Below are 22,068 nucleotides of genomic sequence, written 5' to 3'. Positions count from 1 at the left end.
TTTGTTCTGAAGTAGCGTGAGTCGCTCACCAGTCAGAATTTATGTATCCAATATCAATTGCATCAGCATCATGTCTTCACCGTCCATTACTAAGGTATTGTTGCCACCACAAGCCGGGCAGATAATGGTACGTTCGTTAACCTGTGTTTGTTGCTCACAATCACGACATTGCAGTACTAATGGCTGAATATTCATGATTAGCTTAGCGTCATTGCATACAGTTTCTAGCTTGAACGTATCGAAAGCTTGGGCCAGCAAAGCTGGTTCAACACCACTCAATATGCCAATTTTAAGTTCTACTTGCTCAATGCCTTTGGCGTTGTGCTGTAAAGCCAGTGCTTCGCATTGATCCATTAACGACATCACTATTGAGTATTCGTGCATTAACAAATCCTTGGCAATAATTCACCTTGGGGTAAATCTAAATAACGGCTGCTGCCCCAAGGAGTATTTAGAATCACTTTGCCAGCATGATTGTCTGTAACATAACCAATAATGGCTGCTTGTTCACAATGGCCGTAACGCTGCATCACTTCAATTGCGCCGACGGCTATCTCTTTGGGAACAGACAATAAAAAGGTGCCTTCGTTTGCTAAATCGTAAGGTTCGAAACCAAACAACTCACATAAGCCTTTTACTTCATCGCATACGGGAATGGAGGCTTCATCGACAGTAATACCCACATTAGAAGCAATCGCCCATTCGTTTAATACTGCCGACATTCCTCCACGAGTGGCATCGCGCATGGCATGGATTTTTATGTTTGCAGCTAATAGCTGTTCAACAATAGGCCACAGGGTATCGCAGTCACTGCATAGGGAAGACTCAAGGGTAAGGCCGTCACGGGCCATTAATATTGCCGCGCCATGTCGGCCTATGTCTCTAGAGACAATAATGGCATCACCTATTTGCAAATTACGGGCTGAAATGTCGGGATTAAGGATTCGTCCGACTCCTGAGGTATTAATAAATAAACCATCAGCACAGCCTTTTGGCACCACTTTAGTGTCACCGCAGACAATTCTGGCACCGGATTTATGTAACTCTTCAGCCATACTATTAACGATGGTTTTGAGATCATCGATAGCAAAGCCTTCTTCAATAATAAAGCTGCAACTTAAGTATTCTGGTTGCGCTGCCATCATGGCTAAATCATTTACTGTGCCAGCAACGGCTAGTTTTCCAATATCACCACCAGCAAAAAATAACGGCGATACGGTGAACGAGTCTGTCGTAAAGGCAATATGTCCACACATGTTCAACTTGGCAGCGTCTTCTTGCGAGGCCAATATTGGATTATTAAAGGCTTTAAAGAATATATCGGTGATTAACTGATTCATTTCTTTACCGCCACCACCATGACTAAGTTGCACGGTCTTTTTAGTTGGCATGTTGCACCTCTCCATAGCGATAATATGCGTTACAAGCACCTTCTGAACTCACCATACAACTGCCTAAAGGCGTTTGCGGCGTACAGCCTCGGCCAAATACTTTACAGTCTTTAGGATTAGCTAATCCCCGTAAAATATCGCCGCACTGACATGCCTTATGATCATCAATTTCAGTGGTAGGTAATACATCTACATAGATGCGCTCAGCATCTCGATGTTGATATTCGGGCTTTAAGATCAGTGCTGATTTAGGTATTGGGCCTAAACCACGCCAGCGAAAGCTGTCACGAATAGTAAAATAGGTGTCTACCAGTTGTTGCGCGGCTAGGTTACCGTCGTAGGTCACTGAGCGGCTGTATTGATTGTCTAATTTGGCTTCGCCAGCGACCTTTTGATTTACGATGCGTAAAATAGACTCCATGACATCCACAGGCTCAAAACCCGATACGACAACTGGTGTGTGGTAGGTATCGACAGCCGCTTGATAGATTTTTGCACCACTGATGACGCTTACATGTGCTGGGCCAATGAAGGCATTCACCTGGGCACGACTGTCGGCCATAACTGCATTGATGGCAGGGGGCACAAGCACATGGTTAATGTGAAATAACAGATTTGGAATATTCTGAGCTTCAGCTTGGGCTATTAATGCCGCTGTCATTGGTGTTGAAGTTTCAAAGCCAATAGCAAAAAAAATCACGGTTTTATCCGGGTTATCTCGGGCAATGGCTAACGTATCGAGTGGGTCATAAATCGGCCTAATGTCGCAGCCGTCGGATCTAAATTGCGCCAAACTGCCCATTGAGCCGGGCACACGGATCATATCGCCGAGTGTGACTAAAATGACATTATCCTGGCTAGCGAGCACCGCTGCATGGTCTATACGCTCTTTGGGCATAACACACACAGGGCAGCCTGGACCATGAATAAAGCGAATATTGTCTGGTAGTAATTGCAACAAACCGTATTTCATAATGGTATGGGTATGGCCGCCACACACTTCCATTATGTTAATTTGTTCAGTGGTTTTCGCTGCATTTTGTTTGATAAGCGCCGCCAAATGACCAATAGTTTTCGGATCTCGAAATCCTTGATAAAAGTCATTAAGGGTTATCATCACATTGACTCCACTTGCATTTTTTCAACAATCTCTTGGTATAACTCAAGACTAAGCTGTGCATCTTTCTCATCAATTTTATTCATCACAAAGCCAATGTGAATTAATACGAAGTCACCTAATGCTAATGGTTCAGCCATTAAATGGCTGCTTACACGACGCCTAACACCTAGCGTATCGACAGTGATGCTTGCATCATCATGTATTTCAACAACTTTAGAAGGAACTGATAAGCACATGTTTAATGCTCCAGATTATGGTTAATCCAATGAGCAAAGATTTTCATTGATTCAGGATTTTTCACGGATAGAACAAAGAGTTCTACGTTAGGGTTGAGTTTGTGCAATTGTTGCTTTGCTTGCTCAATACTAAAATCAAAGTATGGCAGGAGATCAGATTTGGTAATGACCACCACATCAGCACGGCGAAACATCACTGGATACTTTTCGATTTTATCGTCGCCTTCAGGCACCGACAACAACACGATATTTTTATGTGTGCCGACATCATAACTGGCTGGGCAGACTAAATTGCCGACGTTCTCAACAAAACAAATATCGATGGGATCAAGATCAATGTGATGCAATGCTCCGTGAACCATAAAGGCATCTAAGTGACACGCTGACCCGGTTTGAATTTGGTAGGCATTAATCCCTTTAGCGATTAAGCGATCGGCATCGCGTGAGGTTTCTAAATCGCCTTCAATAACTGCGTATTTTTGTTCAAGGTATTCAGGTAAGCATTCGAGTAGTGTCGTTTTTCCACTGCCCGGGCTACTCATCAAATTAAATGCAGTGACATTGTGGGATTTAAAATGATCACGGTTGTGCTGTGCTTCAACGTCATTTTTATCCAATATTTTATGAATAACCGCCAAGGTCTTCTTATCGTTTAATTGTGGATTACTATGAAGCTGGCCGTGATGATGTCCGCCATGAGTATGCTGATGATCAGCATGATCGTGAGTGATAGAACAACCGCAATCTTTGCACATAACTTTTCCCTAACATGACTTATCTGTTAACTAGTGTCGGTCAACTTAGAAAACGATTCTTTGATACACGTCAGCTTTTAATAAGAATAAAGAGAACGAGCGCAGTATCTGAACAATAATGTGATCCGCGCCACAGCGTTGGCAATAAAATAATGCGCTCAAGTAAGCGTTGTATCTGTTGAGTTTATTGATGTTTTAGGCGCAAAAAAATGTAAGCCATACCATAATTGGCCCAGTGCAATACCGCCATCATTAATGGGTACATGTTGGCTAGTTAATACGGGGTGCTTAGCGTTGCAGCTGTAATTAAGAGATTGACTCAATAGGGCTTTATTTTGAAACACACCACCACAAAACACTTGAGGAATACCACGATAACCTTGTGCTAACTCGTCGATGCTTTTCGCGATTTGCGCGATAAATTGCCCGCAGGCTTGTTGAGTATTTTGCTCACTCAATTGCGATGATATTGACTCACTAGGTGGTTGCTGCACCGCCAATACTAATTCGGTAATAAACGCGCTACTGTTCCATTGAATAGGCATGTTTGCTCCATGAGTTTGAGGAGCGGCTGATGCTTGTTGTAAATGAATCTTTTGCAAGCAGATCTGTGCTATTACATTGTGGTTCAGCATGAGGTCATGGTTAAGATTAACGTGTTGTATCTCGCCATGATGATATTGATTAGCCGCCGTCTCAATCATCATTCCTGCTTGGCCTTCATATTGATTATATTCAAGTAAATTAAGCCCGACAGCCAATGCATCAAATAATCGCCCAACGGATCTACACGCAATACAATGACTGTTGTTACGCCATAATCTGTGCAAATTGATGACAGTTTGTTCACCTAAACGAATGATTGCCTTAATGGGTAATGCCAACACTTGCTCAAGCGATAATTGTTCAAATAACAGTGCCAACAAAATGCGCACAGGCTGTTTAATGGCTTGCTCACCGCCGATTAATTTGAACTCACTGAAATGGGCTAGGGTAGTAAAGCCGTTAATATCTGCTAGCATCACTTCGCTGCCCCATAACACGCCATCGTCTCCTAAGCCTGTGCCGTCAAAGCTAACACCAAAAACAGGTGCAGTATGTTGATGAACCGCCATGACAGCTAACACGTGAGCATAATGATGCTGAATGCCAATACATTGCTTGGCGGGCATATCATGTTGCAGTTGGTAATTAATTGCCCATTGGCTTGGCGCATATTGCGGGTGTTTATCATGGATTATATGACTTGGGTTAAACTCATATAAACGCTTAAACGTCGCTAAACTTTGATGAAAGTATTGTTGTGCTTCAAGGTTAAATAAGTCGCCAATGTGCGGTGATAACATCAGGCTATGATCAACCCCAAAAGCGACCGCGTTTTTTTGTTGTGCGCCAACGGCTAATAATGAATGTGCACCCGCTTGAATCGCTTCTGATTTAGACATATTGATGGTTAATGGCGTGTAGCCTCGAGCTAAACGGATTACTTGTAACTGCTGGTTAATAACCTGTACTACGCTGTCGTCACAAGCGTTAATTATTGCTCGGTTATGATCTAAAATAGCATCAACAACATGGGCTAAATGTTGTTCTATCTGGTCTTTATTGCCAATTATGGGTTCACCACTGCGATTTGCGCTAGTTGCAACTATTGGATTATCTAGTTTATCCATCAACAAATGGTGTAATGGCGTATAGGGCAAAAATACCCCGAGCCTATCAATTCCAGGCGCTAACAGCTCACTTAAGCCCAGTGAATTTTGTTTTTGTTTGTACATCAAGGTGATTGGCTTTTCTGCACTGCTTAGCACAGTCCATTCAGTCTCATTGCCATATACACACTCTTGCGCCTGGCTGAGGTCTTTGACCATAATCGCTAACGGCTTAGCGGGGCGCTTTTTACGTTTACGCAGCTCGCGTACCGCTTCATCATTACTTGCGTCACAGACTAAATGAAACCCGCCTAATCCCTTAATGGCCACAATTGCGCCACGTTTAATCAGCTCAGCGGTTTGGGTTAAAGCATCGTCATGATTTAATGGACTGAATGTTGGATTTAACACGCTTAACTGTAACTGTGGTCCGCATTGCGGACAACTGACGGGTTGAGCATGATAGCGACGATTTAGTGGGTTGGTATAAGCGCTACGGCATTGCTCGCACATGTCAAATCCCGACATTGCCGTATTGCAACGGTCGTAAGGTAATGCCTTGATAATGGTGTAGCGCGGACCACAATTGGTGCAGTTGGTGAATGGATATTGATAGTGCCTATTATTGGGGTCTTGTATCTCGTCTAAGCAATCCTGACAAATGCTTTTATCAGCTGATATAGCAACATTGGCATGCTCGCCTGTTAAAGCTTGGCTTTCAATAATGCTAAATTCATTAAACGATGACAATGTAGATATGGGTACTTGCTCAACGGAGTCTATGCGTGCAAGGGGCGGTGGGCTCTGTTGTAACGTTTCAATAAAGGCGTTTATTTTGGCTTCATTGCCTTGTAACTCAATGGTCACACCAAGATGATTATTAAGAACCGTGCCGAGTAAATTGAGTTCGTTGGCCATACGATATACAAAGGGGCGAAATCCGACTCCTTGTACAATTCCTTTAACCAAAATAACCACTTGTCGCACTGTTTTCATTCATATTCAGCCGTTAAATTAGACAGTGCTATTTTAGCGTTTATCCGCGGCGTTGTTTGAGATATAGGCCACCAATTGCAATATTAACCCCATCAAGATCAAGTAATGGATTGACCACCAGCGGAAAGTTTTTACCTATACGCAGTTGTACTCGTTCGGCTAATACCGGGTTTGCAAATTCATTACCTGCTACCACGAGCTGCTTAATGCCAATGTTTTGATCGACGTGCTCAATCCAGTGGCTTAAGTAATCGGCAAAGGAATCATGAAATGCAAAGGCAAGTTTGGCTAAATTAGCATCACCAGCCAATTTAAAGCTCATTAATGAACCTAAGGTTTTACACCAGTTGAGGCTACGGTGTGCCATGCCTTTAGTTAGCGGAAAATCAATTCTTGGGGCATTATTGCCTTGGTAAGACATCGCGAGCGCGATAAATTTATCGGCCATTGCGCTCACGCACATTTGTTTACTGTGCTTGTCCTGGTTTGGGCCCGCGCCAATAATTAATGCCGCTACGGCCATTAATTGACTTAATGCACCATCACTTGGCGAGAGCTGTAAATCCAGTAATTGGTTATATTCTCGCGGGTGTAATTGCTTAAATTTATCGAGTACATTCTTTTGTGGTGAGTCCGACAACTTGTGGCACACCTCGTAGCCTGTGCTCGGCAGCATAGGCAGTTCAAAAAATAACTCAGCCTCACTGTGTCCATCCACAGTGACAATTTGGCTTGGGTGGTGTTTATTGAAATACAATATCGCCGCATTTTTAACAAAGAGTGCTTTGGCATGATGTTCGTTAATATTATGCCGTAAAAGACCAGCAGATAACGCACATAAGCTGTTACTGATATCTTTACCTGGTTCGCCCTTATCAATGGCGTGTTCAAGAGGACTGTGACGTTCAGAGTCCAACATGGTTTTTGTAGGTTGAGTTTGAGATATTGTCACTTGAGATAGTTTGGGTAAAGTTACTACATGCCATTCAAGCAGATGTTTAGTGCTTTTAACCAAAAACTTATACTTACTTGTCTTGTAATTATTTTCGTCGTGTAAGCAGGTTAAGTTATTGGGTAGTGGTATATTTCCGTCAGTTAACGTGGTTATGGGTAACCAGTAATGGCTGATACTGGCCAAGCGTAAAGGCAAATTCATCTTGGTATTATCCACTTCGTCCTGGTTAACATATAGCCAGTGCACGCCTTTTTGACGGAGCATTTCTGTTAATATCACCAATAATCGGTTTTCAGCAAATTGGATCTCGTACAAAGGTGCATGCAGGCTAGGGTGATCGCTACAAGGCCTGACACGCAACAAAGGCTTTTCAATACTGGACAACGCCAACACTTGGCTGTCGGTGACGCAAAATTGACTGTTAAGCGAGTTAGGGTTACACACTAATATACGTGGTCTACGATACTGTGTTTGCTTATTGCCAGCCGACAGAGCCAAAGTGATACCGAGCATAGGTAACGCCAAGGTTTTTTCGCTCAGTAAATTATTTGCCATTGCGGCAATGTCTAAATGGGTTAACGATTTTAACTCGCGGCTTAATTTATAATGGCCTTTGCAGTGTTCACAAACGAGGTTAATGTCGCCAAAATGAGGGTGTTGATTATCGCCTAGTTGCGGCTGGCAGTGCTGACAAAAATACAGCGGTAAACCTTGATGTTGTTTAACCTCAAATGGTTTAGTTTGGCCAGTTTTGTGGTTAATACGTTTAATTTCAGTTTTTTGCAGCCACACCGACAGTAAAAAATCATTCGCGATATCATCAGCTAATGCTTCAAGTTCAGCCTGTTGCGCGCATGCCTCTATAAAATAACAAATCGTATCATTATTTTGTTGATGCTCTATACCAATGGAGATGGCCAGCTCAGTACGTTGTAGATATTCATTACATAAGTGCTTATATAACGGCACTGGGCGCTGACAGATAAAATCAAACCGAATGTTATGCATCGACATAGCAACCTCGCTTATAGGCGTCGGGGATTACTTGGCCGATAGCAATATCAGCCACACAGTCATAGATAAAACCTAGAGATGTCATGTGCGCGAGTAACGCTTTTTCCATTGTAGGGATTGCATTAAGTAGGTGTGAGGTAAGCCCTAAGACCATAGGTTCAATAACTGTTGGTGTGACCCCTAGTACAAAAGTGTGTGGCCTGTCGCCAACAATGTCCATCATATTGAGGGTTTGTAGCATCTCAACCTCGTGTGCACTGCCTTGCCAGTCTATTTCAGCTGGTGCATGGTCAAAATCAAAAAAGTAAACTTCGCCAGGGCCCACGCCCACGCTATTAACAGTATCAACCACAATCAAATGATCATATTGACAGATTATCGGGATCAGTCCTTGAGCTAGTGTGCCACCATCGATAATGTCCAGTTGATATAGTGAGTGATTAAATTGATATTTATCTTTGATATAATTGACAAAATGTACGCCGACACCCTCGTCGGCGTACAATACATTGCCTATACCTAACAGCAATATTTTCTTCACAATAATAGATTCACCTTATTTATGATCTTTGTGATAGTCATAACCAGACACAATTGAATCGACTGAATTATGCTTAAAGCGAATACCAGACCACACCGCCATATACACATGGATCACCACAAAGATGATAAACGCCCATGTTAAGTAGTGATGAAAAGTCCGTAAATTAGCTAAGCCACCGCACAAGGCTGTTAGCCAGTCTGATACGCCGCCGAGTAATCCACCAACACCTAAGTGATATACATTGGCATAAAGCACTAAGCCCGTAATACAAACAATTAACGCCACAAACGAAATCGCCACATAGGTCATAAACTGCAAGGGGCCATATACTCCTGCTTTATGCAGATTACCCATCCATATGTAGGATTTAAGTTGCACTATCCAGCTATTAAAACTCAATACATCTTTAAATGATTTACGCTCAATATTGTTACGACTAAAGAAATACAAATAAAAGCGCACTAAGGTGATGCTAGTGAGCAAAAAGCCAAATACGATATGTGCAAAACGTATCCAGCCTTGCACCAACACATCAGAGCTTTCTGGGGCCACTAAAAATGGCCACGAGATATAAAACCCAGTGATCACTAACACCAAAATAGCCAAGGCCCTAAGCCAATGAAATATGCGAATGGCCGGAGTAAATATCAGCTTCCTGTTGTGGGTTGCGATATGTTCCATATTATTGTCCCTCCTAATCCATCACCTTAATTAAAACCCATTTGGATCAATTTTAAATTGACCTAAGGTGTGTTTTTTGTAATCCATCACGTGGACAGAACACGCCATACAAGGGTCAAACGAATGGATAATACGGATCACCTCAAGTGGCTTGGTTGGGTCTTCGAGTTTTAAGCCAATAAGTGATGCTTCATACGGTCCCATTTTGCCATTAGCATCCACTGGGCCTGCATTCCAGGTGGTCGGCACTACAGCTTGATAGTTTTCGACCTTGCCATCTTTAATGCGGATCCAATGACTTAACATGCCGCGCGGAGCTTCAATCATTGAATAACCTTCATAAACTTTGTCAGAGTCAATTTCGGGTTTTACATAGGTAGATTCATCAGATTGAATATTGGTCAACAGTGCATCAAAAGTCGTTAAACTTGCTTGGCCGACTAACACTGTTTGCAACATGCGCGCTGCGGTGCGACCAAGCGTGGTAAATAGTGCATCTAAGGGCAAACCTGTGCGAGCCAGTAAGCCATCAACAGCATTAACAACGGTTTGATTACCACGTGCGTAGTTCACTAATAAACAGGCGAGTGGACCCACTTCAACAGGCTCTTCTTGATAACGAGGCGACTTAACCCATGAATATTTGCCATCGCCATCAATCGTCGGTAATTTGCCATAAACGGTGTCGCGCTCCACAAAACCTGTGTAATCAGGAATAGTGGTGCCTTCATAAGGATGTTGCGGACCGTCAGCTTTATACCAAGCGTGCGTTACATCTTCGCGGATAATGTCTGGGTTTATGTCCATTACATTGGCTAAATCGCCTTTGATGATCACCCCTTGATTAAACAAGAACTCACCGTCAGCCATAATAAAGTCATCGCCACACAAGAAGCTGCTGACATTCACGCCGCCAAGTACACTCGCTTCGGTGCCAAAGGCTTCAGCTGCCATAACAATGTCAGCTTGATAAGCTCGTTCAATAAAGTCTTGTACAATTGCGTGTTTTTGTTTCCACTCTTGTAAGCGTGCAGGGCTCAACATGTCTCGTACTGAGGTGACACCGCCGACCACAATCGATTGTGGATGTGGCGATTTGCCACCAAAAATCGCTAACATTTCAGCAGCCACACGTTGTACTTCTAGTGCTTTTAAGTAATGCGATAATGCAATGAGGTTTTGTTCAGGGCTAAAGCGATAAGTGCCATTACCCCAGTATGCATTGGCAAAGGGGCCAAGCTTACCGGTGTCGACTAAACCTTTTACTCTGGCTTGTACTGCCTTTAATTCGCCTTCACCGGCAGCAATCGGTGCATCAGAATAATTCATTGCCACTTTAGCCGCTAAGGCTGGGTCGGCGCTTAATGCCGATACAACATCAACCCAATCTAATCCGTGTAAATGATAAAAATGCACAATATGATCATGCATATACAAAGATGACTGCATTAAACTACGCAAGTATTTAGCATTGAGTGGAATTTTTACCCCAAGGGCATTTTCAACCGCTTCAGTACCACAGCGATAATGCGAGTAGGTACATACGCCACAAATACGTTGCACAATTAAACCGACGTCCATCGGTGTGCGACCTTTTAATATCACTTCAATACCGCGCCACAAAGTGGATGATGACCAGGCTTTAGTGATGACATTATTGTCATCCACTTCAACTTCTACGCGTAAATGGCCTTCGATACGGGTGATAGGGTCGATTACGACACGTTTACTCATGATTATTCCTCCAAAGGCTTAGCAAATACGCTAGCTACTGCATGGGCGCCAATACCAACAACGGTCGCACCTAAAATAACCGCTCCAATAGTGTCAGCGGTGGCATCAATGCCATGTAAAAGTTGACGTCCTAACGGTTTTTCAAAATCCGCCATGTCATCCCAAAAATTCGGTTCAGAACAACCCATACAGCCATGACCCGCTAATACCGGCCAACTCGTGTGATGATTAAAACGTTCTGTCGGGCAGTTGTTATAGGTATAAGGGCCTTTACAACCCACTTTGTATAAGCAATAACCTTCTTTAGCGCCTTCATCACCAAACTCTTCAACAAACTCACCGGCATCAAAGCGACCACGGCGCTCACAATTGTCATGTACACGTGCGCCATAGGCCCATTTAGGGCGGTTAAACATGTCTAATGCGGGTAATTTTCCAAACATAATGAAGTACATTAATGTGCCAACGATGTTCTTTTCGCTTGGTGGACAACCCCCTAAGTTAATCACGGTTTTATTGACCACCTCATGCACACCTTTTGCGCCAGTTGGGTTTGGTGCAGCAGCTTGTACGCCACCAAACGCGGCGCAGGTGCCGACTGAAATAATGGCGGCAGCATTTTCAGCGGCTTCTTTGACAATGTGCAGCCCGGTGTGACCTTTGCAGCCTACGGTTAAATACGCGCCGTTATTGGCGGTAGGCACTGCACCTTCAACGGCAAGTAAGTAACGACCTTTGTAGGTTTCTAGGGCGTGTTCGAGGTTTTCTTCAGCTTGCCAGCCCGCGGCAGCCATTAGGGTTTCGTGATACTCAAGTGAGATATGATCGAAAATGAGGCTGTCGAGGTTAGGCGAGTCCGTACGAATGAGCGACTCTGAGCAACCGGTACATTCAGCCAAGTGCAGCCATATTAACGGCACTCTGTCGGCTAATTCAGCAGCTTCAGCGACCAAATTACTAAAGGGTAAGGGCAAGGCAAACATTGCTGTGACCGATGCGGTCCACTTAATGAAGTCTCGGCGAGATATCCCAATGTCAGCCATTTTTTGTTGTAATGACTTGGGCTGACGTTGGGCAAATTGGCGTAAATAATCAAGGCGTTCTTGGCCTTGCTTATAAAGGGCTGCATGTGTGTCCATGTTGATACCTTCTGCTTAATTTAGCGCGTGGCTAATAAATAGTTGCATTCCATCAGTATCAATATTAAAACTCGGTTAAAAATCATCTTTGATGTAAATCAAATTGTCACAAATTCCCTTAACATAATTATGGCAATTACGTCTAATTCATGATGTTGATCAAGTTAACAAAAATGAAAATGGACAAATTGTCTCAATGAGAAAAAATGAATAATGTGATCGTACTCTTGTGAGCTCAGTTCAATGGTGAATATTTGCATGGAAGCAACTTCGAAAGGTTGCACGATGTTAAGTTCTGCGGCTTTAACCTTGTCTTCTCGGGGTATTAACCCTAAAGTGTCGGCTTGTATCGATAACGGTCCAATCACATCCGTTTAAAATAAGCACAAATAGGTAGTCGGTTTGATAGATAAAATAACGTTAGCCATTGATTTTCTTCTAGAGCACAAATTATTGTTCACGGCATTAATCATTGTGCTTATTTCATTGATTAAGCAGTTCATCATTTCAACAATACGCGGCGATGTTGCTTTTTTGTCGGATGTGCAACGCAAATGGATGTCACGGACCAAAAACGGCATTTTCATTTTAACCATCATGGTATTGTTCATGCTTTGGCAAGCAGAGGTGAGTAAGTTTGCTTTATCGGTAACCGCCATTGCCATTGCTTTTGTTATTGCATCGAAAGAAATTATTTTGTGTTTTACCGGCTCAATACAACGCGCGAGTTCACGTTCGTTTGTAATAGGTGATTGGATTGAAGTCGGCAATATATACGGTCAGGTCATTGAACATAATTTAATGGCAACCGTTATCCAAGAGATTGATTTAGAAAATGGTCAATACCATTTCACGGGTAAAACAGCCACATTACCCAACAGTATGTTTTTTACTTATGCAGTTAAAAATCATAACTTTATGAAGCGTTATGTGTATCACCATATGACTATTACTGTGGCACAGTTTGTTAATTTGTATCCTTTGTTCCCTGAATTAACCAACAAAATTGACGCTTATTGTGAAGACTTTATTGAAGTCGCTCGCCGTTACAATGGCGTGATTGAAAAACATGCCGGTGTAGATTTACCCGGTAGCGAACCGCATATTCACGTCACCAGTGGCGCGACGGGTGAACAAAACGTCAATATTATGATTTTTTGTCCAACAGAGCGGGCGATAGAATTAGATTACAAAATAAGACAAGACTTTATGGAAGCGTTTCAACAACGTTTTCACGCTCAGCCTAAAGGCTAGCCGTCATGTCAATCAGGCCGAGTTAATCACTCAGGTTAATCGCTCAAATAAATAACCCAGGCGGATTCAGCGGGTATGTATGATTAATTCATACATACCCGTTGTCATTTTTAGGCGTTTGTCTACACGCAGAGGGACGAACTGGAAATGATGAAAAGTGATTAATAAAATATTTTTGTTATCGTTTGCAATCGAATTATCTTAAGGGGGAGGTAAAGCCGTTGCGGTTTAATAATAATGATTATTCATCCTCAATCACCATGGCTTCTTTTATCTCATCACTGCTAAATCCCTTACGTGACAAATAAGCATAAGCTTTCGATTTTTCTTTGTAATCAGCCAGGTTATAGCGTTTTTTATCCAGCTCATTTTTACAGCTTTGATAAAAATCGACGTCATCAGATAAACTAAGTTGATACACAGTGTCTTCAAACTCAGTCACATCAATCAGCCGTTGTTTGAGTTCTTGTAAAATGAGGGTCTTACCTTTGCCTTTATTGAACAGCTTAATGATTTCTCTACTCAAGTCGGCTTTGTCTGCTTTAATGGCCAATTTTGATCGCAACGTATCACGCTGTGGATGTTGGGATAAGGCGTGATCAATTTCAGATCGCGAAAATCCTTTGGTGGTCATTTGGGCATAGACTTTTTCTTTGCTGGTGGCATCAAAATGTTCAAATTTACTTTGTAATCTCGCGCTTGCCATTTCCAATGGGTCGACATTTTGTGTATGCATTACGTGTTCGATTGCGCTCTCTATGTCTGCTATGGCAATGCCACGCTGTTGTAACTTACGTTTTATCGAGCCTGCACCAATGTCATTACTAAACGCCAGTTCACAATAGCGCACCGCGAAATCAACATCTTGTTTGAGATAACCGCCTTCAATCAATCTGGCTAATACTGTATCAATCCACTGCTGATTATCGGTTTTACGCTCAAGTTTGCTGCGGATTTCATTAATGGTGAAATCTTGTTGCCCGAGATGCCAATACGCACTGTTAAATACGTTATCGATGGTTTTAGCTTGGCGAAGTGGTGGACGCGACATAATACATTGATCTTTATTGGCCAATAACGCAGCCATTGTAGCAGCAGCCGTCGATATGGCAAACGCCTCTATTTACATTCAATTACGTTGTGCTGACATAGGTTTACAACGCGACATGTAGAATCATCTTATTAGAATACGCACTTAATTATCTATTTAACTCAGTGTATTGCATTGTTTATCGAACAATACATTAACCATCGAACTATATTGATTTAATCAAGCACTTAACTAAAGCGTATGTCAGTCATTTTGATTCTTGCGGGTGCAATAAAACATGAATAAAACCAGTAAAAAAACACGGTTTATAGTGATCATTAGTATTGTGTTAATCAGTGCTGGTGGCATTTTATATGCAACCCATTTCGATACACCAAAGCCGACTTACGCAACCGAACGAGTTCAACGTGGTGATATTGAAAACAGTGTCCTGGCAAATGGTATGTTGCAAGCATACAAATTAGTGAGCGTGGGTGCTCAGGCTTCTGGTCAAATTATTAACTTACCCGTTACGCTTGGCCAACAAGTTAAGCAAGGTGAGCTTATTGCGCAAATCGACAGTTTAACCCAACAAAACAGCCTAAAAGAAGCGCTGGCTTCACTGACTAGTAACGAAGCACAATACCGCGCTAAGCTAGCTCAAATCAACCAAGCTCAGCAGGAGTATACCCGTCAAAAAGCCTTGTTAGCCGATAAAGCCAGCTCTAAAGCTGACTTCGATACTGCTCAGGCTACACTGCTGGTTTATCAGGCTGAACTTGACCAGCTCAATGCTGAGCAAGAGCAGGTTAAATTGAGTGTCGAAAGCGCACAACTCAACCTTGGTTATACCACTATTAAAGCCCCCATGGATGGCATGGTGGTCTACACCGCTGTAACAGTAGGGCAAACGGTAAACTCATCGCAATCAACCCCAACCATTGTTGAGTTAGCTGACTTAAGTCAAATGACGGTTAAAGCGCAAATTTCAGAAGCCGATGTTATCAAGGTCAAACCTGGTCAAGCGGTGTATTTTACGATTTTAGGTCAACCACAAAAACGATTTAATGCCACCTTACGCGCCATAGAACCTGGGCCGACGATTATGGATGGTGACGACAGTAATATGACCTCAAGTGATACCGACGCCATATATTATAATGGCCTGTTTGACGTCGAAAATCCTGACGGTATTTTACGTATTGGCATGACGGCACAAGTATCGATTATTCTTAATCAAGCTAAAAATGTCATAGTGGTTCCTTCGCAAATATTACAAAGAAACCCCGGGCCAAGACCGAGTTTTAGTGTGCCAGTATTAGTAAATGATAAAATTGAATACCGTAATGTTAGTGTTGGCATCAACAATAAAGTGAATGCCGAAATTAGCGAAGGGCTGGAAGAAGGCGATCAAATTATACTCGGGGCGCCGTCATCAGACACCTTTAGTAGCCAACGAGGCAATCGCCGTCCACCAATGGGGTTCTAGGCGATGAATGAACCTTCTCTATTGAGTATCTCAGGGGTTTATCGATCCTTTAGCGCAGGCGAGCAACAACTCACTGTATTAACCGACATTGATCTCGACATTAAACGCGGTGAAATGGTGGCGATTGTTGGTGCTTCTGGCTCAGGAAAATCAACGTTAATGAATATTTTAGGCTGTTTAGACAAACCGTCTAAAGGCCAATATTTCATTAATGGTCAAGATACGTCAACCATGGATGTAGACCAACTGGCGACGTTACGCCGTGAATATTTTGGTTTTATTTTTCAGCGTTACCACTTATTGGGCGATCTCGATGCTGTCGGTAACGTGGAAATGCCCGCAATTTATGCTGGTAAAGATAAAAAACAGCGTAGCGAACGTGCAAAAAATTTATTGTCCCGTTTAGGGTTATCAGATCGGCTAGATCACAAACCCAACCAACTTAGCGGTGGACAACAACAACGTGTCAGTGTCGCACGTGCATTAATGAATGGCGGCGACGTTATCTTAGCCGATGAACCAACCGGCGCACTTGACAGCCATAGTGGTAAAGAAATGATGAAGTTATTGCAAGAACTTCATCAAGATGGCCATACGATAATATTAGTTACCCATGACATGGATGTCGCCCATTTTGCAGATCGAATCATTGAACTCAAAGACGGAGTCATTATCCGTGATGTGGTAAATGCTCAGCCAACAGCACAAAAGACGTTAGCCCAAGAGAGGACTCCTATCACCACATGGTTAAATTACGACCGATACATCGAAGCATTTAAAATGGCCTTAATTGCGATGTTATCTCATCGGTTGCGCACCTTTTTAACCATGCTCGGTATTATTATTGGTATTGCATCAGTGGTGTCAGTGGTGGCGCTTGGAGAAGGCTCTCAACAGTCTGTATTAGAAAATATCAGTGCCATGGGAACCAATACTATTGATGTCCGATCAGGTAGCGGTTTTGGCGACAGACGTTCAGCCAAAGTGCGGACATTAACAGCTCAAGACAGCGAAGCACTCAAAGTGTTGCCCTATGTTGACAGCGTCACACCTTCAATAAAAAGTTCAGGTACCATTCGTTATGGTAATCAAGCCGTTTCAGCCAGTTTTAACGGCGTTGGTATTGATTATTTTAGAGTCCGAGGATACCAACTCGCTCAAGGACAGTACTGGGATGAAACCAGTGAAACCGAAATGGCACAAGAAGTGGTCATTGATAATAATACTCGTAAATCATTATTTCCAGATCGTTCAGCCATTGGAGAAGTGATATTTTTAGACGATTTACCTGTGCGAATTATTGGCATAACTCAAGCTAAAGAAAGCGCATTTGGTAATAGCGACTCACTAGAAGTGTGGATACCTTATACGACATTATCTGCTCGTATGGTGGGGCAAAAATACCTCGATGACATCACGGTGAGGATCAATCAATCTGCGCCAAGTAGTGCAGCAGAACAGGGTATTATTTCATTATTAAAAATGCGCCATGGCACAGAAGACTTTTTCACCATTAATACCGACACTATTCGTCAAAGTATCGAAAAAACCACTCAAACCATGACGCTATTAATTTCAGCTATTGCAGTTATTTCTCTCATCGTTGGTGGAATAGGGGTGATGAATATTATGTTGGTGTCAGTGACCGAGCGTACTCGAGAAATTGGGGTGCGAATGGCTGTTGGTGCGAGACAAGGCGATATATTACGTCAGTTTTTAATCGAAGCTGTATTGGTGTGTTTGTGTGGTGGCGCCTTTGGTATTGGTCTTGCGTATTTAATTGGCCAAATATTTGCCTTTAGCGGCGGGAGTTTCCAAATGATTTACTCAACTTCATCGATTGTTGCAGCGTTTGCATGTTCAACCTTAATAGGTATCGTGTTTGGTTATTTACCTGCGCGTAATGCCGCACAACTCGATCCCGTAGATGCATTATCTAGAGAGTAAAAAGATTCAAGTATTTAAACGCGCATAAAAAGGGGATTGCATACCGCGATGGCGTTTAATTCCCCGAATCGCTAACTCTTTTGGTTGGCACTATTATGCTAACTTTGCCGCTAATTTAGATAAATGGGCAAGGGCACTGTCAAAATCTAACTCTTCAACGCAGTCACATAGCATAATTAAATCTTGAGTAAAGCGTTTGTCAGCCGCTAACTTTATTTGCAGGGCTTGGCATTGTGCAATGGCATCGAGGTTGCCTTGGCGTAAATGCTCGTTAAGCTCATCAAACTCACTTGTTAACTGTGCTAATGAAAATGTTTCGTTCAATGGGGCAGTTTTGAGTCCTGTTTTTATTTGTGGCTCATTGTCCATTGATGTCGCTAACAAGGAATGAATATGCGCTAATTCACTATGAGCAATAGTGCTAATGTGTTGCCCTAAATCAGCATAGTGGTGATTAGCAAGATCAACATCGCTTACATCAAATTGAGTTAATTTGAGTTCCCAGTCATATAAAGCACGGTAAAGGGGTGACAATCTAACAGTACCCGATGTGCCTTTTAACGTATGTACCAGGACAATTAATTCCTTGATGTTGCGCTCAGAAATCATTCGGTCAATGTCGACAAGTTGTTGGGCTAAGTTTTTTTCAAAAATGCCAATCAAACGGCGATAAAACGACTCATTTCCCGCAAAAGGCTTGAGCAAATCTTCAAGCGTTTGTGGTAACGATGCTGCATCAGGATCATTTGTCATCTTACTCGGGGAATCGTCAACCTGCTGTGGATTAACGCCCAATTTTTCCTCGTTCATAACAGAGTTCTCAGTAGATAATAAATCAACAGGTGCTAGCATTAGACAGATATGCGGTACGTTATTTACGCTCTATTTCGGAATAAATCGACAATCAATGAATTTATTCAATAGCTTAGTTTGCTACATCACCAATAATAATACAATATTAAGGGATATTGTATTAGGTTCGGCCACTTGTCGCCGTGAAGCCTCCCGCGACGTGGTTTTGGCGAAGCACTATTTACAAAGAGCTATTTACCAAGAGCCACCCGCGAAGTGATGTTGTTATCGTTAAGCTCGTAAGAGTCTAGCCTAACATCAAGCCAAATATAGACCGCTAAACCAACCTGATCGGAGTCGGAATGCAGTTAGATAAAATTTTACATGTAGAAGATGATGAATCTATCCGGGTCATTGTTGAAATGGCACTCGTTGATATCGCTGGTTTTAATTTAGTGTCGTGCGATGGTGGCAATGACGCCATTAGCCAAATAACACATTTCACCCCCGAATTAATTCTATTAGATGCCATGATGCCTGGTATGGATGGATTGCAAACGCTGCATGAACTTAGAAAAAAGCCACAATGCCAACACACTCCAGTCGTGTTTATGACTGCTCGCATTCAAGAGTCAGAAAAACAAGAATATCTAGATGCTGGTGCCATAGCGGTAATTGAAAAACCTTTTAATGCAATGACGCTAGGCGATGAACTGCAAGCCCTTTATCAGGCTCATTTTCGTGCAGCAGACATTATTGATTCGGAGTAACAAATGCAACCGCCACTCGTACCTCAAACAGAGCCATCAAGACTCAAAGCATTGCAACAAACAGGATTATTAGATACCGAATCTGAGCAACGCTTTGATCGTTTAACCCATTTAGCTCAACTTTGTTTAGGCACTGAAATCGTATTAGTGTCTTTGGTGGACTCTCATCGACAGTGGTTCAAGTCTAAACAAGGTTTAGATGCATGTGAAACCAGCAGAGATATCTCATTTTGTGGTCATACCATTTTAGGTGAAGGGATATTTGAGGTGTCAGACGCAAAGGCTGATAGCCGCTTTGCCGATAACCCGTTGGTTGTGAGCGCGCCTAATATCCGTTTTTATGCAGGTGTGCCACTCGTCAGTAACGCTGAAAACATCGGCACACTGTGTTTTATCGACAGTAAGCCTCGGAAATTTACAGACAAAGAACGTCAAATAGCCATTGAGTTTGGCAAAAGTATTGAACAAGAAATTCAAGACAGATTACAAGAACACGCCCACGAAAAACTCGCTGCTAGCGAGCAAATGTATCGTTCTGTACTCGAGGGTACTCGAATAGGCACATGGCAGTGGAATGTACAAACAGGTGAAACGGTGCTTAACAAGCGTTGGGCTCAGATTATGGGTTATACACTCGAAGAACTTGAACCCATTTCGGTAGAAACCTGGCTTAACCTATTGCATCCCGATGATTTAACCGACTCAGATGCTCAATTAGAAAACCACCTAAATGGCAAAACGGATTTTTTTGACATTAAATGCCGAATGAAACATAAAGATGGCCATTATGTGTGGGTTCATGATCGCGGCAAAGTGGTTTCTTATACCGCAGATGGCAAACCACTCGTGATGTATGGTACGCATGCCGACATCACCGAACAGACATTAAATGATTTAGCGTTACAACAAAGTCGAGATGAGTTATATAAACTCACTCAACAGCTTCCTGGTGTTGTGTATCAGTATCAATCGTGGCCAGACGGCCGTAGTGCATTTCCTTATGCCAGTGCGGGTATAGAAGATATATACGGTGTCACCCCAGAAAGCATACTCACCGATGCCTCCGATGCATTTGCTAAAATTTATCACGAAGACTTACCCGCGTTGGTTGAAAGCATCGAACAATCAATTGAGCACCTTTCTGTATGGGAGCTTGAATATCGTGTTACGAGCAAAGATAACTCGTTTAAATGGTTATCAGGCAGTGCAACGCCTGAACGAATGCCTGATGGCAGTACCTTGTGGCATGGATACATTCAAGATATCACTCAAACCAAAGATTATTATCTTAAACTTGAAGAGCTTAACCAGGATCTCAATGTTGCACAGCAAAGTCTTGATTTAGCCAGCGAGCAAGCTCAAATTGGCTACTGGCATGCTTCTTTAAAACTCGGCACCTTGTGGTGGTCGCCAATGGTCTATCAAATTTTTGGCCTAGATGAGCAAGATTTTGTACCCAGCGATAGCATGTTTAAAAGTGTTATTCATCCTGACGATATCGATAGAGTTGAACAAAGCCAACAACAAGCACTCGTCACGGGTATTCATAACGTAATTCACAGAATTATTCGTCCCAGCGGCGAGGTGCGCTGGGTACATGGGCTTGGGCTGATAGTGGCAGAAGACAAAAATCCAGATTTAATTATGGTCGGGTCACTGCAAGACATCACCGATAGAATGAAATTACAGAAAGTAAAAGATGATTTTATCTCAACAGTGAGTCATGAACTGCGTACGCCGCTCACTTCCATTAATGGGGCATTAACCTTATTACAGTCAGGTAAAATTGCCACCTTACCCGCAAAAGCTCAAAAGCTGATGGATATTGCCAGCAGTAATTGTAAGCAACTCAGCCGATTAATTAATGATTTACTCGATATAGAAAAGCTCGCTGCCGGTAAGATGTTGTTTGACATAAAACCACTGCAAGTGGCGCCACTGTTACAACGTGCGCTGAGCGATCATCAACCTTATGCAGACTTACACAACATTAGCTTAGTATTACAACAAGACCCGCAGATAAATGATGTTTGTGTTTACGTAGATGAACACCGTTTATTGCAAGTTTTGACCAATTTTCTCTCTAATGCTGTTAAATTCTCACCGCAAGCTGGCAGCGTTACTTTGTCTGCAACACTTATGGATAGCGAGATTGAAATAGCCGTGCAAGATCAAGGCTCTGGGATCCCAGAAGATTTTAAGAGCAAAATTTTTGAAAAATTCTCACAAGCAGACGCCAGTAGCTCTAAAGCTAAAGGGGGCACAGGTTTAGGGTTAGCACTGTGTAAAGAACTCACCGAAGCCATGCACGGCAGCATTGGTTATGACTCAAGCACGGAACAGGGCGCTCGTTTTTATGTACGCTTACCCCTAACGAATTAAAATTTAATCTATTAAAGAAGTGAATTAAGCATTAGCGGTGTAGATGCGAGTGGTTCAGAAATAAGTGGCTTAACAATTAATATCCTGAGATTAATAAAGCTAAATGGGTAAGCAAAAATAAGCGTTTAGGTCTATAAAAAATCCCAGTGTGCAGTAACGCCCACTGGGATTTGTGCTGATTTACTGA

General features: G+C 42.5%; 18 protein-coding genes. 5 read left to right on the top strand and 13 right to left on the bottom strand.

The features are described 5' to 3' along the window. Positions 1 to 39: 39 nt before the first annotated feature. The 11 genes from IEY40_RS02780 to hyaA form a co-directional block, all read right to left on the bottom strand. On the bottom strand, positions 40 to 384 hold the full coding sequence (locus IEY40_RS02780) for a hydrogenase maturation nickel metallochaperone HypA/HybF (protein WP_188953088.1): 345 nt from the start codon (positions 382 to 384) through the stop codon (positions 40 to 42). Then, the gene (gene hypE, locus IEY40_RS02775) at positions 384 to 1,391 is read right to left on the bottom strand and encodes a hydrogenase expression/formation protein HypE (RefSeq protein WP_229776987.1); all 1,008 of its coding nucleotides are present in this window, start codon (positions 1,389 to 1,391) and stop codon (positions 384 to 386) included. Before hypE ends, IEY40_RS02780 begins: the two co-directional genes overlap by 1 nt. After that, positions 1,381 to 2,508, bottom strand: coding sequence for a hydrogenase formation protein HypD (hypD, locus tag IEY40_RS02770; protein ID WP_188953490.1), 1,128 nt, complete (start codon positions 2,506 to 2,508; stop codon positions 1,381 to 1,383). Before hypD ends, hypE begins: the two co-directional genes overlap by 11 nt. After that, a complete protein-coding gene (locus IEY40_RS02765; RefSeq protein WP_188953086.1) occupies positions 2,508 to 2,747 on the bottom strand; it encodes a HypC/HybG/HupF family hydrogenase formation chaperone in 240 nt (79 codons plus the stop codon). Before IEY40_RS02765 ends, hypD begins: the two co-directional genes overlap by 1 nt. 2 nt (positions 2,748 to 2,749) lie before the next feature. After that, entirely contained in the window at positions 2,750 to 3,502 is a 753-nt protein-coding gene (hypB, locus tag IEY40_RS02760; RefSeq protein WP_188953084.1) for a hydrogenase nickel incorporation protein HypB, read from the bottom strand. Positions 3,503 to 3,660: 158 nt separating this feature from the next. Further along, positions 3,661 to 6,150 carry a carbamoyltransferase HypF gene (gene hypF, locus IEY40_RS02755; RefSeq protein ID WP_188953082.1) on the bottom strand — a complete coding sequence of 830 codons (2,490 nt, stop codon included), beginning with the start codon at positions 6,148 to 6,150 and terminating at the stop codon, positions 3,661 to 3,663. Positions 6,151 to 6,190: 40 nt separating this feature from the next. Continuing rightward, complete coding sequence (locus tag IEY40_RS02750) at positions 6,191 to 8,119, bottom strand: NiFe hydrogenase (RefSeq protein ID WP_188953080.1); 1,929 nt, start codon at positions 8,117 to 8,119, stop codon at positions 6,191 to 6,193. After that, entirely contained in the window at positions 8,106 to 8,660 is a 555-nt protein-coding gene (locus IEY40_RS02745; RefSeq protein WP_188953078.1) for a HyaD/HybD family hydrogenase maturation endopeptidase, read from the bottom strand. The genes IEY40_RS02750 and IEY40_RS02745 overlap by 14 nt, the downstream gene beginning before the upstream one ends. A gap of 15 nt (positions 8,661 to 8,675) precedes the next feature. After that, positions 8,676 to 9,344, bottom strand: coding sequence for a Ni/Fe-hydrogenase, b-type cytochrome subunit (gene cybH, locus IEY40_RS02740; protein ID WP_188953076.1), 669 nt, complete (start codon positions 9,342 to 9,344; stop codon positions 8,676 to 8,678). Between the two features lie 30 nt (positions 9,345 to 9,374). Then, positions 9,375 to 11,078, bottom strand: coding sequence for a nickel-dependent hydrogenase large subunit (hyaB, locus tag IEY40_RS02735; protein ID WP_188953074.1), 1,704 nt, complete (start codon positions 11,076 to 11,078; stop codon positions 9,375 to 9,377). 2 nt (positions 11,079 to 11,080) lie between these two features. Continuing rightward, on the bottom strand, positions 11,081 to 12,217 hold the full coding sequence (hyaA, locus tag IEY40_RS02730; RefSeq protein WP_188953072.1) for a nickel-dependent hydrogenase small subunit: 1,137 nt from the start codon (positions 12,215 to 12,217) through the stop codon (positions 11,081 to 11,083). Positions 12,218 to 12,622: 405 nt separating this feature from the next. On the opposite strand from hyaA, the gene IEY40_RS02725 reads away from it, so the two are divergent. Beyond that, positions 12,623 to 13,471: a mechanosensitive ion channel family protein gene (locus IEY40_RS02725; protein ID WP_188953488.1), complete on the top strand. Its 849-nt coding sequence runs from the start codon at positions 12,623 to 12,625 to the stop codon at positions 13,469 to 13,471. 241 nt (positions 13,472 to 13,712) lie between these two features. Here the strand turns inward: IEY40_RS02725 and IEY40_RS02720 are convergent, their stop codons facing one another. Continuing rightward, positions 13,713 to 14,522, bottom strand: a complete 810-nt coding sequence (locus IEY40_RS02720; protein WP_188953486.1) for a RecX family transcriptional regulator — start codon at positions 14,520 to 14,522, stop codon at positions 13,713 to 13,715. Between the two features lie 277 nt (positions 14,523 to 14,799). Between IEY40_RS02720 and IEY40_RS02715 the strand changes: the two genes are divergently transcribed. Together IEY40_RS02715 and IEY40_RS02710 are read left to right on the top strand one after the other, a co-directional pair. Then, positions 14,800 to 15,990: an efflux RND transporter periplasmic adaptor subunit gene (locus tag IEY40_RS02715; protein WP_188953071.1), complete on the top strand. Its 1,191-nt coding sequence runs from the start codon at positions 14,800 to 14,802 to the stop codon at positions 15,988 to 15,990. A 3-nt stretch (positions 15,991 to 15,993) separates the two neighbouring features. Further along, on the top strand, positions 15,994 to 17,937 hold the full coding sequence (locus IEY40_RS02710; protein WP_188953069.1) for a MacB family efflux pump subunit: 1,944 nt from the start codon (positions 15,994 to 15,996) through the stop codon (positions 17,935 to 17,937). Positions 17,938 to 18,030: 93 nt separating this feature from the next. Here the strand turns inward: IEY40_RS02710 and IEY40_RS02705 are convergent, their stop codons facing one another. Then, positions 18,031 to 18,747, bottom strand: coding sequence for an Hpt domain-containing protein (locus IEY40_RS02705; RefSeq protein ID WP_188953067.1), 717 nt, complete (start codon positions 18,745 to 18,747; stop codon positions 18,031 to 18,033). 344 nt (positions 18,748 to 19,091) lie between these two features. Here IEY40_RS02705 and IEY40_RS02700 point away from each other — a divergent pair, with 344 nt between their 5' ends. Then, positions 19,092 to 19,499 (top strand): response regulator, encoded by a 408-nt coding sequence (locus IEY40_RS02700; protein WP_188953065.1) that lies wholly within the window; start codon positions 19,092 to 19,094, stop codon positions 19,497 to 19,499. Between the two features lie 3 nt (positions 19,500 to 19,502). Next, positions 19,503 to 21,881 (top strand): PAS domain-containing protein, encoded by a 2,379-nt coding sequence (locus tag IEY40_RS02695; protein ID WP_188953063.1) that lies wholly within the window; start codon positions 19,503 to 19,505, stop codon positions 21,879 to 21,881. The last annotated feature ends 187 nt before the right edge of the window (positions 21,882 to 22,068 follow it).

This window comes from Shewanella ulleungensis (assembly GCF_014648315.1).
GTDB lineage: Bacteria > Pseudomonadota > Gammaproteobacteria > Enterobacterales > Shewanellaceae > Shewanella > Shewanella ulleungensis.
This window is presented reverse-complemented; position numbering and strand designations above follow the sequence as displayed.